Raw genomic sequence first — 16,896 nt, 5'->3', positions numbered from 1 at the left:
CCGCCAACCATGAAGATTTCATACAATTGGATTAAAAATTATCTCGATTTAGACGTTTCTGCCACTGACTTGGCGGAAAAGATTGAACGGACCTCCGTTGAAGTCGACAGCGTGGTCCAACCTAGTGCCGGCTTGAAGAAAATCGTCGTGGGCCACGTCTTGAGCGTGAAGGCCCATCCCGATTCCGACCATTTGCACATTTGCCAGGTCGATGTGGGCGATGAGGAGCCATCCCAAATCGTTTGTGGGGCCCCGAATATCGCTGAAGGCCAAAACGTCATCGTGGCCTTACCCGGCTCACGGATTGCGGACAACGTAAAAATCAAGCGTTCCAAGATGCGCGGCGTGGAATCCGCCGGCATGATCTGTGCCTTACAGGAAATCGGCTTTCCCGAAGACGTGGTGCCTAAAGCTTACGTGGATGGCATTTACGTCTTACCGGCTGACGCCCAGCCAGGCGCTCCCGTGTTTGACTTATTAGGCATGAATGATAGTTTAATTGACTTAGACGTCACGCCGAACCGGGGGGACATGCTGAGCTTGAACGGGACGTTACGCGATTTAGCGGCCATTTACGACCAACCCGTCCAACTTGACGTGCCTGAAGTTAAAGCGGAAGGTCCCGCGGTGGCGGACCAACTGACGCTGCACGTCGACGAGGCCTTAGCACCACAATACCGGATGCGCTTGGTGCGCAACTTAAAAATTGCACCTAGCCCAATGTGGCTCCAGATTCGCCTCTGGAACGCGGGCATGCGGCCCATCAATAACGTGGTCGATGTGACGAATTATGTGATGTTGAAGTACGGTCAACCACTTCACGCCTTTGACTACGACAAGTTCGATGGTCAAGACGTTTATGTGCGGGCTGCTCAAGCAGACGAAAAACTGACTACGCTAGACGAAAATGACCATGACTTGGATCCACAAGACATCGTGATTGCTGACGCTAAAGCACCGATTGCCTTAGCTGGCGTCATGGGGGGGCTGTCGACGGCCATTACCGACCAGACGACGACGGTGGCTATTGAATCGGCCGTCTTCGACCGGACTCACATCCGTAAGGCAGCCCAACGGCATAACCTGCACACCGATGCGTCCCAACGTTTCGAACGAGGCGTTAACCAGGCCGGGGTTCAAGATGCGGCGGACGCGGCAGCGCAATTGTTCACCGAATTAGCTGGCGGTGAAGTCCAAGCTGGAACGGTGGTCGGGAGTAATAATCAACCCGACCCTGCAATCATCAAGTTAACTCTGACCCGGGTCAATCAGGTCCTGGGAACATTATTGAGCTTAGACCAAGTGACCCATATTTTGGACACGTTGGGCTTTGCCGTGGAAACGGCTGACGACGAAATGACCGTCACGGTCCCGATTCGGCGCAACGATATCCATATTCCCGCGGATTTGTTGGAAGAAATCGCCCGAATCTACGGGTACGATAAGCTGCCGGCCACGTTACCGACCGGCCGGATGACGCAGGGCCGGTTGACGCCCGCCCAACGTCTAGTGCGGGCCACTCGGCACTCGCTTGAGGGCTTAGGGTTGAACCAGGCCATCTCCTATGCGTTGACCACCGAAGATAAAGCCAAAATGTTCTTGACCCATCCTGATAGTCAAGTCACGAAGCTGGCTTGGCCGATGAGTGTGGACCACGCGGTCTTGCGGATGAACTTGGTCACCGGCTTGTTAGACGATATCGCCTACAACACGGCCCGGAAGGTCAAGGATGTGGCGCTGTACGAACAAGGCCGGGTCTTCTACCGTGAAGACGGTCAAGAACGGCCGGCAGAAGAAGAACATATTGCCGGGGCTGTGACTGGAACGTTACTGCCGAAGGCCTGGAACCACCCCGCCCAACCCGTTGATTTTTATCAACTGAAGGGTATCGTGGAGGCCTACCTGCAAGACATGGCGGTCAATGGCGACGTGACCTTTGAAGCAAACCCGCAGATGAAAGAGATGCATCCGGGTCGGACTGCGGACATCTTGATTCACGGGCACAAGATTGGCTTCATGGGTCAGATTCATCCGACGGTGGCTAAAGCCTTTAAGATTGGGGCTACGATGGTCTTTGATTTGAATCTCCAGGCCATTATCGATATGCCAAAACGCGCGAACCAGTACGACGTGATTTCCCGTTACCCAGCCATTACGCGGGATATTGCGATGTTAGTCGACGAGAACGTCACGAATGATCAAATTATGGCGGTCATCAACCGGCGGGGTGGCGCTTATTTACAATCCACGAAGCTGTTTGACGTTTACGCGGGAGACAATGTGCCAGCCGGCAAGAAGTCACTGGCGTACACCTTGACTTATCAGGACAAGACGGCGACGTTGGTCGATGATGCGGTCAACCAAGCCTTTGAAAAGGTCACGAAACGCTTAGAATCGGATCTGGGTGCCGAAATTCGGTAAGCCACCCGTAAAAGAGTTTGGGAACTTCCCAAACTCTTTTTTGCAGGGACGCTAAGCCGTTGTGGGGCTTGAAAGATTACATTTTGGTCAAAGTCGGCTTTGCCGGTTTTCGTGAGCGCAGAAGTTCTGTATAATATAGGGGATTATGGCATAGAACGGAGGAAACAAGTTGGATAATGGTACGGATCCTACGCCTAAGCATGACGCCAGAGGACCCAAACGTAGTTCGTTTGGCCGGCGAATCATGATTGGTGTGGTAAGTTTATTAGTTATTTTAGCAGTGGCAATCGGCATCATCGGGTATCACTACTTTCAAACGGCGTTAAAGCCGTTGGATACCCATAACCAAAATGTCGTGCAGGTCCACGTGCCGATGGGGGCAACCTCGAATAAGATCGGTCAGATCCTGCAGGACAAGAAAATCGTCAAGAGTGGGATGGTCTTCAATTATTACGTGAAATCCCATAAATTTACGAATTTTCGGGCGGGGTATTACCAATTGAAGCCCTCGATGACGCTGAAGACGATTGCCAAGCAGTTGCAGCAAGGTGGCTCGGCGGAACCGGTTCAAAGTGCAACGGGAAAGGTGTTGTTACGTGAAGGCGAGACCATCGACCAGTTGGCCAAGGAGATCCCCAAGCAAACGGACTTCACCAAGAAGGAATTCTTGAGCTTGATGACCAATAAAAAGTTCTTTAACCAGTTGGCCGCCAAGTACCCGCGGTTGTTAAGCTCGGCCAAAAAAGCCAAGCACGTGCGCTACCGGCTCGAAGGTTACCTGGCTCCGGCAACTTACCAGGCTGGCAAGAAGATGACCTTAAAGGACATCGTCACGTCGATGGTTGCTAAGATGGACCAGAACTTACAGGGTCAGTACCAGACCATCAAGAAAAACAAGCTCACCGTTCAAGAAACTTTGACCTTGGCGTCGTTAGTCGAACGTGAAGGGGTCAACCAAAAGGACCGTAACAAGATTGCCGGCGTCTTCTTGAACCGCATCAAGGCCAACATGGCTCTGCAGTCCGATATTTCCGTGCAATACGCGTTGAAGACGACCAAGAAGACGTTGACCTATAAGGATTTGAAAGTCAAGTCACCGTATAACCTCTACGTACACACGGGGTATGGCCCAGGACCGTTTGACAACCCAAGTGTGTCGTCAATCAAGGCGGTGCTCCATCCCGCGGCCCGAAGCAAGGGGTATTACTACTTCATTGCCAATACCAAGACCGGGAAGGTTTATTTCTCTAAGACGTATAATCAACACCAAGCATTGACCAGCTCCTTAGCTGGCGATAATAAGTAAAGGATGGCGACAGTATTGGCAGATAAGAAACGCCCCATCATCATCGGGGTCACCGGGGGGTCCGGAAGTGGGAAGACGACTGTAAGTCGCGCCATTTTCAATCAGTTAGTGGGCCACTCCATCATGATTTTGCAACAGGATTCCTACTACCGGGACCAGTCGGATATGAGTATGGCGGAACGGCGGGCGGTCAACTATGACCATCCGTTGACTTTCGATACGGATTTGTTGATCGAGCAACTCAAGCAGTTGTTGCGCTACGAACCCATCGAAAAACCCGTCTATGATTATAACCGGTTCACCCGAAGTGACCAGACGATCTTGCAGGAACCCCGTGACGTCATCATCTTGGAAGGTATCCTGATTCTAGACGATGAACGGTTGCGAGATTTGATGGATATCAAGGTCTTTGTCGACACCGACGACGATATCCGCATCATTCGCCGAATCCAACGGGACATGAACGAACGGGACCGTTCCTTGGAATCAGTTATTGGCCAATACCTGAAGACGGTCAAACCGATGTATCATCAATTTGTAGAACCGACCAAGCGTTACGCGGACATCATTGTACCCGAAGGCGGCGAGAATCAAGTGGCCATCGATCTGTTGGTGACTAAGATTCGCGCGATTCTGGAATCACACGGCAACAAGGAAGTCTTTGACAATCCCGACACCACCATTTAAGATGGGGGAGTCAGTGAAGTCCGGGAATCGGACCCGGCAAGTCGTGGCGGAGAAACCGCTAACTCAGACTAAGTGAGAAAAAGGGGTGGCCATTGTGGCAGAAGAAAAAATGTATCCAATGACTGAAGAAGGTCAACAAAAATTACAAAATGAATTAGAAGAACTTAAAACGGTCAAGCGGCCGAAAGTCATCGACCGCATCAAGATTGCCCGTTCCTACGGGGACTTATCGGAAAACTCCGAATACGAGTCGGCCAAGGATGAACAGAGTATGTTAGAGACCCGAATCAGCACGGTCGAACGCATGCTCCAATACGCCCAAATCATCGATAACGATGACACCGACAAGGACGAAATCTCCGTCGGAAAAAAGGTAACGTTCAAGGAATTGCCTGACGAAGATCCCGAAGAATACACCATCGTGGGTGCGGCCGAAGCTGACCCGATGTCGGGGAAGATTTCTAACGAATCGCCAATTGCCAAGGGCTTATTAGGTCACCGCGTAGGCGAAAAAGTCACGCTGGAAACGCCCGGTGGTGACATGACGGTCGAAGTCTTGAAAGTCGATTAATCATAAGTTTAGCGTCAAAGAGGTTCCCAGTGCGGGCAGCGATGCCGGTGTTGGGAACCTTTTTTGCGTTAGTGTTTGGCGGAGCGGTCATGGCCAATGGTCTAGTCGAGCGGAAAGTTAGGCCAACGGTCATGCTATAATGGATTACATTTGAAGCATGAAACTGAAAGTAAGTTGGAGTTGATTGGAAAATGAAGATTGATACCTTACAGCTAAACCATGCCGTGACCCCCATCGTGGTCGCAACGGCCGGAATGACTTTTAGCTGGAAATTACACCGGGAGTCCACGGACCCCGCGACGGTGACATAAACCGCTTTTCAATTAGTGATTGCTGACGCGACCCGGGAGATCTGGCGGAGTCCAGAAGTCCAGAGTGCGCAGACCATTAATAATTATTTTGAAGCGCTTCCGCTGGCACCAGAAAAGCACTATACCTGGCAAGTCAGCGTGCAAGACAATCACGCCAACGTCGTGACGTCAGCGCCGGTGGGATTTTTTACCACCACTGATTGGGCGGGGATTCCGTTCATCAGTGCTCAACCTGCTACGGCTTTGCCCGTCTTTACCCGGCAGTTTACGTTACACCAGACCCCTAGCGCCGTTGCGTCGGCAATCCTATACGTTTCGGGATTAGGAGCGTACGCAGTACAGATGAATCACCACAACTTACAGGCAATCGGGGATGAACGCTTAGAGATTCTAAACCCTGGTTGGACGGATTATCATACTCGCATCAATTACCAAGCTTACGATGTGCAGGCTGACTTAAAACGTGACAATCACGTCAACATTCCTGTCGGCAAGGGCTATTTTTTGGGACGAATCGCGCAATTTTCAAATTACGAAAGCTTGTTTACAGACGGGATCAAACGACCACTCCTGATTTTTAAATTGGTGATAACATACACCGATGGTCAACAGCAAACGGTGACCAGCGCCGAGACCGACAAATGGGCCTACTACGATGATTACCGGGTCGTGGATAACGATATTTACGATGGTGAAACCATTGATTTTAGGTTAGCTCCTGGTGAGTTACAACCGGTAGTGACGCCACCAATCGACCAGGCGGCGGTGCGGCAGACTTTAGCCCCCAGTCATGAAGCAAAGGTCTATGAATTATTGGATCAGCAGAACAGTCCGGTCGCAAGCGCCAATTATCGCATAGACCGAATCGGCTCCAAGGCAACGCTACCGTTAGGGGCAGTTCAGTTGGTGGATGTGCACCACGAAGATTGGCGAGCAGACCGGCAACAACGTCTATTGTTCGATTTTGGCCAAAATATGGCGGCAACGTTAGCCGTGACCTTCCATGCCAATACGTTGGCGCTGACGAAAATTGAAGTGCGCACGGGAGAGATCCTCAACGATGGTCAGGGGGATGTTGTCCAGCAGACCGGAAGTGACGGGCCGAAAAATACGTTGCACCATCGTAACTTGGTCTCTGAAATCGGGGGTGATGCCCGGTCCGCAGAAGTCTTCTACACCCAAGACGAAAAGGTCCACACGGTCAATGCCCGCTGGACCTTCCATGGATACCGCTACGTCGAAGTGGTGACGGACGGACCGGTCACGATTCAGGCTATTCAGCAGATTCCGGTCAGCTCGCTGACTCACCAGACGGCTTGGTTACAGACCAATAATGCGGCTGTGAACCGATTGATTAAGAATATTCAGTTTAGTGAGCAGTCGAACTACTTGTCGATCCCCATTGATTCGCCCAACCGGGCCGAACGAGCCGGATGGACGGCCGATGCACAAATTTTTGCGCAAAGTGGCTTAATGGGCTTTGACAGCGTGGCGTTTTTAGGCCACTACTTAAAGGTCATCAACCAAACCGAGGTGGGTTCCGCCTACCAGATCATTATGCCGCAGTCCTTTTTACCGAAATTGGCGCAGGCAAGAGCGGCGGGGTGGTCGGACATTGGTATCGTGTTGCCGTGGCGGTTATATCAGTTCACGGGAGATAAAACTTTTGTGACCCAGTATTACCCCCAGATAACGGCTTATATGCGGCAAATTGGGCCGCTGACGACAACGGCAACGACTTACGATGAGCATCTATTCGGTGACTGGTTAGGTTTTGCGCCGGCAGCGACACCGTTCATGAACCTCATCTACCGTGCCTATACCGCCCAATTGATGACTAAAATGGCACGGGTCGTGGCAGATGATCTGGGGCAGCAACAATATGCCCACCTCTTTAAGTTAGTTCGAGCAAAAATCCAAGAAAAATACGTTGCTGACGATGAGACGGAAGAGTTCCATTTGCTGACACGGACCGCTGATCAGGTGGACCGGTCATTTCAGGGGTATTCATTCGTGGATGATGCGGAGACTGGTTTGCTGTGGTTTTTGAAATTGCAGCTATTCACGGACGAGACGCAAAAGCAACGGGCTATCGCCACCTTGAAACGGGTCGTGGACAACCACGACCAAACGAGTCGGCCAACGATGCCGGCAAAATCCTTGGCCGTGGGCTTTTTGGGAATCAACGTGTTACTTCCCGAACTGAGTGCGGCCGGACTAAACGACCAAGCTTATGACTTACTCTTGAGTGACCAGAATCCCTCGTGGCTATTAGCGGTCAAAAATGGAGCCACGACCCTGTGGGAACGCTGGGACTCTTACACGCAAGAACGAGGCATCTCACCCGACGCGATGAACTCGTATAACCACTATGCTTACGGGTCGATTGCTCAGTGGTTGTATGCCACCATGTTAGGAATCAACGTTACTCCCAGTCGTGGCGAGGACGCCATCGTCATCGCGCCGAAAATTGACCGGGGACAGGTGTATAATGATGAGTCCAGGATTACGACAGTCACGGGAGAAATGGATTCGGTTTACGGCCCCATTAAAGTGGCCTGGCAATCAGACGGCGCCGCTCTGACCAGCCTGAAAGTGACCATTCCGGTCAATACGCAAGCGACCCTTAAACTTCCGCTAGCAGATGCTCGCCGGTTAAATTTGGTCAGTCATGAGGCCTCGGCACCGGACAGCTATGAACTGACACTAGCAGCCGGGACAACGTCCTTTGGCCAATCACAATAAGATTTTTTGCAACGGTCACTCTTTTAATAAGGGTGACCGTTTTTGGTGGTGGGGTCTAGCTTTGATGAGAACAATCCCTCAATATAAATTGATTTTTGCTGGCAGGGGTCGACTAATTCCACGAAAACGATGTTGTTCGGGTTAGTAGGAGCGGGTTATTGGCGCTGTTTAGAAGCCAACCCGTTGTTCATGATTGTCGTTCGGGAGAATTAAACGGACCATTGTTTACAATTAAATTGATAACAATTAAGTTGGGCGATTTACTTGCCAAAACTATTTAACTCATGGTATAAAGGGAGGTGAAAACGGATACAAAGTCTTGGTTAAGAGGGGTTTAATATGAAAATTACAGTGACGGATGCAGCTAGTAAATGGTTTCGCGAAGAAATGGGCATGACGGGCCGGGGCATCCGGTTCTTCGGTAAGGTCTACGGCAAGACGCCGGTCCACCAGGGCTTTTCTTTGGGGATGACCCCTGACGATAATCCCCGCGACCCCGTTGTGACCGAGTCCAAAGACGACGTAACTTACTACATCACCGAGGGTGACGAGTGGTTCTTTATCGGTTACGACTTAACGGTTGACTATGACGAAAAGACAGACGGTCCTAAGTATGACTATACAGAAAATGGCGAACTTTAAGGTGATTGGAAAACCGCGACAAATAAGGGCGTGAGACTTTAGCCTCACGCCCTTATTTAAGCATTTATTTAACGGTTGGTTTAGCGGGGACGCCGATGGGCGCGCCACCACCAGCTACCGAAGACCAGTACCAGGCTCAAGCCACTGATAAGCAGTCCCCAATTCAACAGGGGTGGCCAGTAAGTGAGCTTGACGTGGTTGGTGCCCTTCTTAAGTTTAACGGCGGTAAACATGTTAATCGTCTTGTAAGTCTTGACGGACTTGCCATTGACGGTTGCGTGCCAGCCGGGCGAATAAGGAATCGAGGTGTTGAGCACCTGATTGTTCTTAGTCGCGGTGACGGTCCCGTTAAAGTTGCGGTCAGAGTGGTGACTGAGCTTCCACGGGTGTTGTTGTAACTTATGGACGGCTTGTTTGAATCGCTGGGTATTCAACCGATATAGGGTGAAGTTTTGCAGCCACAACGAGCCCTTCTTGAGCTTGATGGTCAGCTTCATGGTCTTACCCTTATCGTGATCCGCTGCACTGACGATGATAGTGTTCCGGTAGGTTGGGTATTGTGCCAAGGCCTTACCGTTCAACGTGAAGGTCGCATTTTGCGGGTTGACCGTCGATCCCATGGTTAGGTAGTAAGCCGCGTTGTCCTTAGGCTTAAAGGTCAGCGTGATACTACCATCTTTGACCAGACTCTTCTTCTGCAACATGGCGCCAGTAATCTTACTTTGTTGGTTGATGTTTTGGAAGGCGACCTGGTCGAAGTTCTCGGCGGTGAAGAGGTGCTTATCCTGCTGATTACCGGTCAAGGCGGCCAGCCAATTTGCTTGATACTGTGTCGGGTCGGCTGTCTTGTCTTTTAGCGTGAGGATATCATCACTGGCCGCGTAGCCCATCGACAGGGCATACGGATTCTTGTAGCGCTTGGCCCACGTGTCTTGGCCAACGACTTTATAGTCAGCGAGGTCGGCCTTGTTACTGGAGGCGGGCAGCATCGATGTGCCGCTCAACGCTCCGGAGAGTTGTTTGTCTTGGAAGTAATACTTCATGTTCAACAGCGAATCGGTGACCAAAGTCCCGTTACTGTACTCGACAAAACCATCGCCATCGGGACTCCCGATGTTCCCCATAAACGTGGGCGTGGTCTTTGGCAAGGCCGAGGAGAAGACGGACCCGCCGTTGAAACCGGTCTGAAAGGCGTCTCCCTTGGTCCGTTCAAAAGTCTTGCCGATACGGTAGAAACTGTGGTCGCTCTTAGTCGTTTTGTTGACGAGTCGTTGGAGTTCCGCAGTGTAATTTCCATATTCCGATTGTGAAACGTAGCTGATGTTGTTCAAATCCATGTAGGCGTTCGCCGTGACCTCAGTCACCCCAATAACGAAGAGCATTACCGGATAAATCCAGTGTTTCTTATACGGGAAGGTCGCGAGAATCAACGCGAAGACGACGAACAAGATACCCAACCAGAATTGGTTAGCTTTAAGGTACTTGAAGCTTTTGAGGTGCGCTTCGACGTAGTAACAACCGAGTGCCACCACGACCACGACGGCGCCAATAGCAATCGGTCCCGGGTGAAAGTCGAGGGTCAGCGTCTGGGCAGCCAGCCAAATCAGCCAAAAACAGATGATAAAGGAGAAGCGGTACGGGTACCAAACCGGAAATTGCCCGGCGTGCCAGAGCAAATCTAACGGTTGCAGGCAAGTGGAGAGGGCCAAAAAGACGGTCACAACACCGGCGGCTAACCGACTCTTTAAGGCAATGCGCCGATCGACGAAGAAGAACAGTGCGCCGAGTACGGCCAAAGCCCCGATAAAGATGTTGGCGGGACCGTTAGGCATCTGGTCGAAGTTGAACGCCCCCAAGAAGAATTTGGAGAGTGTCTTGAACGGGACTAGTTCGAAGTGCCACTTGAAGGACTGGATGGTGTATTGGACCTTACTTTGGGTCAAGGACCACCAGGTCGGCAGTAGTAAAGCGGCGACCAACGCCCCACTTAGAAGAGACGCCCCCGCAAACCGGCCAGTCTGGACGGCAAGATTACGCCAGGTCGAGAATTTATCGACGGCCAACCAGATAAACGCCAGAATCAGGAACAAGCAGATCATGTACGCCATATAGTAATTGACGATGAGCATGATGGGAAGCCAGATCAAGTAGGGTTTCCAATGGCCGGTGATCATCAGCTGCAATAACCCGTAGAAAATCAGGGGCAACAGGACAATGGCGTCCAGCCACATGATGTTCAGTTGGTTAGCGATGGCCCAACCCATCAAGGCATAGGCGGTCGACAGGGTGATGGCAATCAGCCCCCGTTGTGGCGTCACTTTGAGCAGTAACCACGCGAAGGTCAGCCCGGCTAATCCGTATTTAAGTACGGTGATGAGTAGAATCCCACTAGTCAACGTATTACCCGGAAAGGCCAGTAAGAGCAGGTTCAAGGGACTTAACAGGTAGTAAGCCCAGGTCCCGACCATCTCGCCTCCAAGCCCGTTGCTAAACGAGTAAAAAATGGAACCAGGGTCGTGCAACAGGGCGCGCCGCAGGTAAGCGAAAAAGTCCACGTATTGTTGCCCCAAGTCGACGGTCAGTAAACTACTACTACCGAAGGGGGCCATCTGGCGGTACGCAAAATAGACCGTCATAATAATGAAAGGCGTGAGGAATGCTCCCAAAAGGGTCCACTGTTTGGCAGTGAAGGCCCAACGCCGTTTTCTTTCTGGCAAAGCTAGCCACCTCAATCTTTAGAAAGTATAAAAGGTTCTGAGGGAACCTGTACATTTTGTTCTCAATTACCTAGAATAGCATAGAATCCGCTGGTGACCTATCGGAAGTACCCCGGTATCTGTGCCTCTTGGGGCGTATCGGAGCCAAAACGCCGCTTGGTGAACGATTCTGAACCGCGATGAATTAGGCTTAAAGACGCGATGACCAGGCCATCTAGGCTGTGGTTATCTGACGGAACAAACTGATTGGGTCAGGTTATTTGGCTGCGGTCTAAAGATTCGCTAAAATTTGGTGGGCGGTTAGGTGGACCGCAGCACGTAGCGATGAGCATGGCGAAAACTGGCTTAAATTTTTGCTTAAATTCTGGTGTGGGATAGTGGAGTTTACCGAAGTTTGGTAGAATAGGTAGCAGTACAATAAGGAGCAGAGCTGTTGTGAAGAATTTTTATAATCGGATTAGTAACCGCAATCGGCAGTCGCGAGGTCCGCAAAAGTCCTCCATCCCGTTTCGGTTAAACTTTCTTTTCATTATCGTAGCCCTGTTATTTGCGGCGTTGATTGGTCAATTGGCGTATTTGCAGGTAATCTACGGGGCTCAGTTTAAAGCGGTCGTTAACCAGACGGACACCACCGTTGAAACCACTAACGTTCAACGGGGGATGGTTTACGACTCGACTGGTCGGGTCTTGGTCGGCAATAAAGCCCACCAAGCGATTTCGTATACCAAAGGGGTCAACGTATTATCGACCGACATGTACGCTATCGCCAACCGGCTGAGCAAGTACTTAACGGTGTCCACCAGCTCATTAACCCCACGGCAAGCAATCGATTACTATCTGACCGATACGAAGCGGTTAGCTGCCGTGGAAAAGAAGATTCCTAAGATCAAGCAGTATTCTTCTTCTACCCGGTACAATAAGGCGTTAAATTACTTGGAAAACGATTCCTCGTTCAAGCTGACCGCAGCCCAGAAAAACGCGGCGGCCATCTTTGCGAAGATGAGCGGAGCCTACGCGCTGTCCACCACGTATATTAAAGACTCAGATGTTTCCAGTCGTGAAATTGCGGAGATTGGAGAACATTTGTCCGAGATGCCGGGAATCAAAGTCGGGACAAGTTGGTCACGGGATTACCCGAACGGGGATTCCATCAAGTCGATCATTGGGACCGTTTCGTCCGAAAAGTCGGGGCTTCCGAGTGATGAGATCAACGAGTTACTGGCTCAAGGGTACTCACGAAACGACAGTGTCGGCCAATCGTATCTCGAAAAGGAATACGAATCTGTCTTACGGGGAACCAAGGCTGAGAAACAAGTCGAAGTCGCCGGCAACAACACGGTGACCAAGGAAGTCAAGAAGTACGGTGGTCAAAAGGGTGACAACCTGCAATTGACCATCAACTCGAAGTTCCAGTCGAAGCTGCAGAAGTTGGTCCGTTCCGCTGAATCGAGTGCGGGGGGCTATTCTACTGGGACCTACGCGGTAGTTATGAACCCGAACACCGGGGGCGTAATCGGTATCGCTGGGGTCGACCGGAACCCGTCGAGTGGCAAGCTGACGAACAACGCGCTGGGGACCATCAACAGTGACATCGTCATGGGGTCGGTCGTCAAGGGCGCCATGGTTTCCGGGGCCTTGATGAAAGGGGTCATTACGCCGTCCAACAGTACCTTGACCGATAAAGTCATCAACACCGGGGGCGTGAAGAAGTCGTCGTGGTTCAACCACAGTGGGAATGCCAACACAACGTTGAATGCTGCTACGGCGCTAGAAGTCTCGTCTAACTCCTACATGATGCAACTAGCCATGAAGGAAGCCGGCTTCACTTACAAAGCTGGTGGTGCTTTGAACATGAGCACGAAAGCCTTCGATATCGAACGGGGTTACTTCAACCAATTTGGGCTGGGAGTCAAAACTGGTATCGACTTGCCGGGTGAAAGCTCTGGTTTGGAAGGGGCCAGTTCGAAGACTTACATCGGGAGTGCGCTTGACCTGTCCTTCGGGAACTACGACGCCTACACGACGATGCAGGTCGCTCAGTACATGTCGACGATTGCCAACGGTGGGACGCGGATCGCACCGCACGTGGTCCAGGCCATCCGGGGGACCACGTCGAGTGGTAAACTAGGAAAGGTCAAATCGACGGTGACGCCGAAGGTCTTGAACACGATCGATATGACGGCTGCCGAAAAGAAATTGGTCAAGGAAGGCTTGTACGACGTGGTCCATGGGACTAACACTTACAAGACGGGGGCCGAATTAGCCTCAATCTCACCAGGAATCTCCGCGAAGACGGGGACGGCCGAAACCTACTACAAGGGTCACTCCACCGTCACTTTGAGTCTGGCTTCCTACGCGCCATCTAATGATCCACAGGTCGTGGTGGCGTTAGCGATGCCGAACTTGAGCACGGACGACGAAGACAACAACATGCAGTTGGCCAAGAAAATCTACTCGGCCTACTGGAAGACCGTTCAGTCGAAGTCGACGCTGACGAACCCAACGAAGGCCACCAAGGCCGGGTCCGCGCAGAACGCGGCGGGATAATCACGTGTAAAGTAATTTTCCTTAACATTATTTAGACAATGGGCTGGTAATTATGGCCGATTAATGGTAATATATTACGAGTTAAGGCTCAAGCCTGTAATTCTGAACAAGTTGGGAGGTTACCCACATGCGTGTCCACATCACTTTAGAATGTACGGAATGCCACGAACGCAATTACTTATCCAGCAAGAACCGGCGTAATAACCCGGACCGGGTTGAATTCAAGAAGTACTGCCCGCGTCAACGGAAAGTAACTTTGCATCGTGAAACTAAGTAAGGGTACGGGCGAAAGTCCGCACCTTTTTTTGTTTCCCGGCGTTTGGTGGGCGATTGACTTAAAGGTCGCGGTGACTACCAAGTCAGTTGCTATTCATCGCGTAGCCGGGTAATATCGACAGTAACGGTCTAGGAACACGTAAAGGAGAAATTGCTCATGGACGATAAAGCCACCGTGCGCCTACAAACGATTCAAGCGTTACAACAGTTGGCACCCGCTGACCGGCAAGCCGCTGCTCAGCGCCTCTATCACGCCTTATTTGCGACGCCGCAGTGGCAGGCCGCTCAAACGGTCGCTACGACCTTGAGTGGGCCCTTGGAGTTGCCTACTCAGCCAATTATCGACCGAGCTCAAGCCGAAGGCAAGGTTGTGGCGGTGCCACAGACGTTGCCCAAACGGCAGATGGCGTTTCGTCCGCTGACGGCGAAAACAACGCTCATAACCACTAAGTTCGGTCTCCAAGAGCCTCAGGACGGCGTGATTTTAGCGCCACATGCCCTGGACCTCATCGTGGTCCCTGGCTTGCGATTTGCGCCGAATGGTGAACGGCTAGGCTTTGGTGGGGGCTATTACGATCGCTACTTGCCCCGAACCACGGGCTACAAGGTGGCTTTGGCGTTGCCCGCCCAGCAGGTGGGGCAACCGACTTGGCCGGTCGAATCGTTTGACGTGTTACTAGATGCTGTAATTAAGGCCTAACGGGCTAATGAGGGGAGTTTTTTGGTGACAACACAACGAAATTGGTTCCGGCGTCTGGACCAGACCCCATATATGACCGTGGGGTTGATCGTGATCATGGTGCTGGTCTATTTAGGCATGACGCTGGCCGGTGGGAGTACCAATATCAACGTTTTGATTACCTTTGGGGCTAAATTGAATGCGTTGATTCAACAGGGACAATGGTGGCGCTTGATTACGCCAGTCTTTCTCCACATGGGCTTTACCCACATTTTGATGAATATGATTACCCTGTACTTCGTGGGGATGCAGCTGGAAGCAGCCTTCGGACATCTACGTTATCTGGGCATCTTCTTGCTGGCTGGCATCGGCGGTAACATCGCCAGTTTTTGTTTTTCAACCAGTTTATCGGCGGGGGCCAGTACTGCCATCTTCGGGCTGTTTGGCGCGTTTATGATGCTCGGAGAATCCTTCTGGCAAAATCCGGTGATTCGGCAGTTGGCCAATACTTTCTTGTTGTTCATCGTGATGAACTTGGCCGTGGACGTTTTCAGTCCCGGCATTGATATCGCTGGCCACCTGGGTGGGTTAGTCGCCGGGTTCTTGGCGGCCTACCTGGTCGGCGTGCCCCGAATCGGCAAGGTCAGTGTAGTTAAACGGGTGATTGCGACGGTCGTGCTCATTGGCGGCTACGCCTGGTTATATTTGCACGGGATGGCGCAGTAGTTTACAAATGTATCGTGCAATTTAACGGAGGTTGTGGGACAATGAGAACGTTATATGATGTTCAGCAGTTACTTAAAAATTTCGGGATTTATGTCTACGTGGGCAAGCGTATGTGGGACATTGAAGTCATGGCATTAGAGCTAGACCACTTGCGGCAAGCAAGGTTGGTCGATGAGCCGACCTTTCTTCAAGCAAAATTAGTCCTGACACATGAACACCGAATTGAGGAACAACGGGCACGAGATAAACACCAATCCATTGGAGGCATTTAGGACTATGGCACGGAATTTAATTGGAATTGATTTGGGTGGTACGACCACCAAGATAGCGTTTATTTCTGTTGACGGGGAGATCCTAACCAAGTGGAGTATCCCAACTAATACGGATGATGATGGCAGTCATATCGTCCCGAACCTGATTCAATCGGTCACCGAACATATCACCAGTTCGGAATTTACCCCGGCTGATTTCCTCGGGGTGGGGATGGGGGTCCCCGGACCGGTGGACATTGAAAATGGAACCGTTCTCTTTGCGGTCAACCTGAACTGGAAGAAGCGTCAACACGTGCGCGACCAGGTCCAGGCTGGCTTAGGTCTTCCCTTCGTGTTGGATAACGACGCGAACGTGGCGGCTTTAGGTGAGTACTGGAAGGGTGCTGGCGAAAAGGATGAAGATGTGGTCTTCGTTACGCTGGGTACCGGCGTCGGGGGCGGCGTCATTGCTGGTGGCCGCCTCTTACACGGGGGCAACGGCGGGGCCGGCGAACTCGGTCACGTCACGGTCCAACCCAACGGGTACTTGTGCAATTGCGGCAAGCGGGGCTGCTTGGAACAGTATGCCTCAGCCACTGGGGTTGTCCACGTGGCCTCGGATATGGCTAAGGATTTCTTGGGCACGTCGCGGTTGAAAGAAATGGAAGACAATCAAGAAAACATTACGTCCAAGATGGTCTTTTATTTAGCCGACAACGGTGATATCCTGGCTAACCAGGTGGTGGATCGGGTCACGTTCTACTTAGGCCTAGCCCTCGCCAACGTGGCGAATATTTTGAACCCTGCGAACATCACCATTGGGGGCGGCGTGTCGAACGCCGGGAACACGTTATTGCAACCGACGACCCGTTACTTTCAAGAAAACGCCTTTCCGGCGGCCCGGGATACGACCAAATTACGCTTAGCGCAACTTGGCAACGATGCCGGGGTGATTGGGGCCGCGTCACTGGCATTACGGTTCCAAAAGACTAATTAGAGGCGGGTTTCCCGTCAAGG

The 16,896-nt window shown here is 51.6% G+C and carries 13 protein-coding genes and 1 pseudogene; 13 read left to right on the top strand and 1 reads right to left on the bottom strand.

Going from position 1 to position 16,896, the window contains the following annotated elements; translation table 11 throughout:
• Positions 1-9: 9 nt before the first annotated feature.
• The 7 genes and pseudogenes from pheT (at position 10) to DXH47_RS03345 (ending at position 8,683) form a co-directional block, all read left to right on the top strand.
• Positions 10-2,421: a phenylalanine--tRNA ligase subunit beta gene (gene pheT, locus DXH47_RS03370; RefSeq protein ID WP_129031674.1), complete on the top strand. Its 2,412-nt coding sequence runs from the start codon at positions 10-12 to the stop codon at positions 2,419-2,421.
• 169 nt (positions 2,422-2,590) lie between these two features.
• Positions 2,591-3,727 (top strand): endolytic transglycosylase MltG, encoded by a 1,137-nt coding sequence (gene mltG, locus DXH47_RS03365; protein ID WP_404820003.1) that lies wholly within the window; start codon positions 2,591-2,593, stop codon positions 3,725-3,727.
• A gap of 3 nt (positions 3,728-3,730) precedes the next feature.
• Positions 3,731-4,414, top strand: a complete 684-nt coding sequence (gene udk / locus DXH47_RS03360) for a uridine kinase (RefSeq protein WP_129031673.1) — start codon at positions 3,731-3,733, stop codon at positions 4,412-4,414.
• Positions 4,415-4,508: 94 nt separating this feature from the next.
• Positions 4,509-4,985: a transcription elongation factor GreA gene (greA, locus tag DXH47_RS03355; RefSeq protein WP_129031672.1), complete on the top strand. Its 477-nt coding sequence runs from the start codon at positions 4,509-4,511 to the stop codon at positions 4,983-4,985.
• Between the two features lie 323 nt (positions 4,986-5,308).
• Positions 5,309-7,693, top strand: a pseudogene (locus DXH47_RS03350) (family 78 glycoside hydrolase catalytic domain); the annotation flags it as partial.
• Between the two features lie 12 nt (positions 7,694-7,705).
• Entirely contained in the window at positions 7,706-8,041 is a 336-nt protein-coding gene (locus tag DXH47_RS12130) for an alpha-L-rhamnosidase C-terminal domain-containing protein (RefSeq protein WP_455429371.1), read from the top strand.
• 339 nt (positions 8,042-8,380) lie between these two features.
• Complete coding sequence (locus DXH47_RS03345) at positions 8,381-8,683, top strand: HesB/YadR/YfhF family protein (protein WP_129031670.1); 303 nt, start codon at positions 8,381-8,383, stop codon at positions 8,681-8,683.
• Between the two features lie 80 nt (positions 8,684-8,763).
• Here the strand turns inward: DXH47_RS03345 and DXH47_RS03340 are convergent, their stop codons facing one another.
• Complete coding sequence (locus DXH47_RS03340) at positions 8,764-11,400, bottom strand: YfhO family protein (protein WP_129031669.1); 2,637 nt, start codon at positions 11,398-11,400, stop codon at positions 8,764-8,766.
• A 435-nt stretch (positions 11,401-11,835) separates the two neighbouring features.
• On the opposite strand from DXH47_RS03340, the gene DXH47_RS03335 reads away from it, so the two are divergent.
• The 6 genes from DXH47_RS03335 to DXH47_RS03310 all read left to right on the top strand — a co-directional run bounded on the left by DXH47_RS03335 (position 11,836) and on the right by DXH47_RS03310 (position 16,876).
• The gene (locus DXH47_RS03335) at positions 11,836-13,947 is read left to right on the top strand and encodes a peptidoglycan D,D-transpeptidase FtsI family protein (protein ID WP_129031668.1); all 2,112 of its coding nucleotides are present in this window, start codon (positions 11,836-11,838) and stop codon (positions 13,945-13,947) included.
• A gap of 127 nt (positions 13,948-14,074) precedes the next feature.
• Positions 14,075-14,224 (top strand): 50S ribosomal protein L33, encoded by a 150-nt coding sequence (rpmG, locus tag DXH47_RS03330; RefSeq protein ID WP_129031667.1) that lies wholly within the window; start codon positions 14,075-14,077, stop codon positions 14,222-14,224.
• Between the two features lie 156 nt (positions 14,225-14,380).
• A complete protein-coding gene (locus DXH47_RS03325) occupies positions 14,381-14,923 on the top strand; it encodes a 5-formyltetrahydrofolate cyclo-ligase (protein WP_129031666.1) in 543 nt (180 codons plus the stop codon).
• Between the two features lie 72 nt (positions 14,924-14,995).
• Entirely contained in the window at positions 14,996-15,628 is a 633-nt protein-coding gene (locus DXH47_RS03320; protein WP_129031730.1) for a rhomboid family intramembrane serine protease, read from the top strand.
• Between the two features lie 41 nt (positions 15,629-15,669).
• Positions 15,670-15,900: a YqgQ family protein gene (locus tag DXH47_RS03315; protein ID WP_129031665.1), complete on the top strand. Its 231-nt coding sequence runs from the start codon at positions 15,670-15,672 to the stop codon at positions 15,898-15,900.
• A gap of 4 nt (positions 15,901-15,904) precedes the next feature.
• Complete coding sequence (locus tag DXH47_RS03310) at positions 15,905-16,876, top strand: ROK family glucokinase (RefSeq protein ID WP_129031664.1); 972 nt, start codon at positions 15,905-15,907, stop codon at positions 16,874-16,876.
• Positions 16,877-16,896: the final 20 nt, after the last annotated feature.

Origin of the sequence: Levilactobacillus suantsaii (genome assembly GCF_004115745.1) — a bacterium.
Lineage (GTDB): Bacteria > Bacillota > Bacilli > Lactobacillales > Lactobacillaceae > Levilactobacillus > Levilactobacillus suantsaii.
This window is presented reverse-complemented; position numbering and strand designations above follow the sequence as displayed.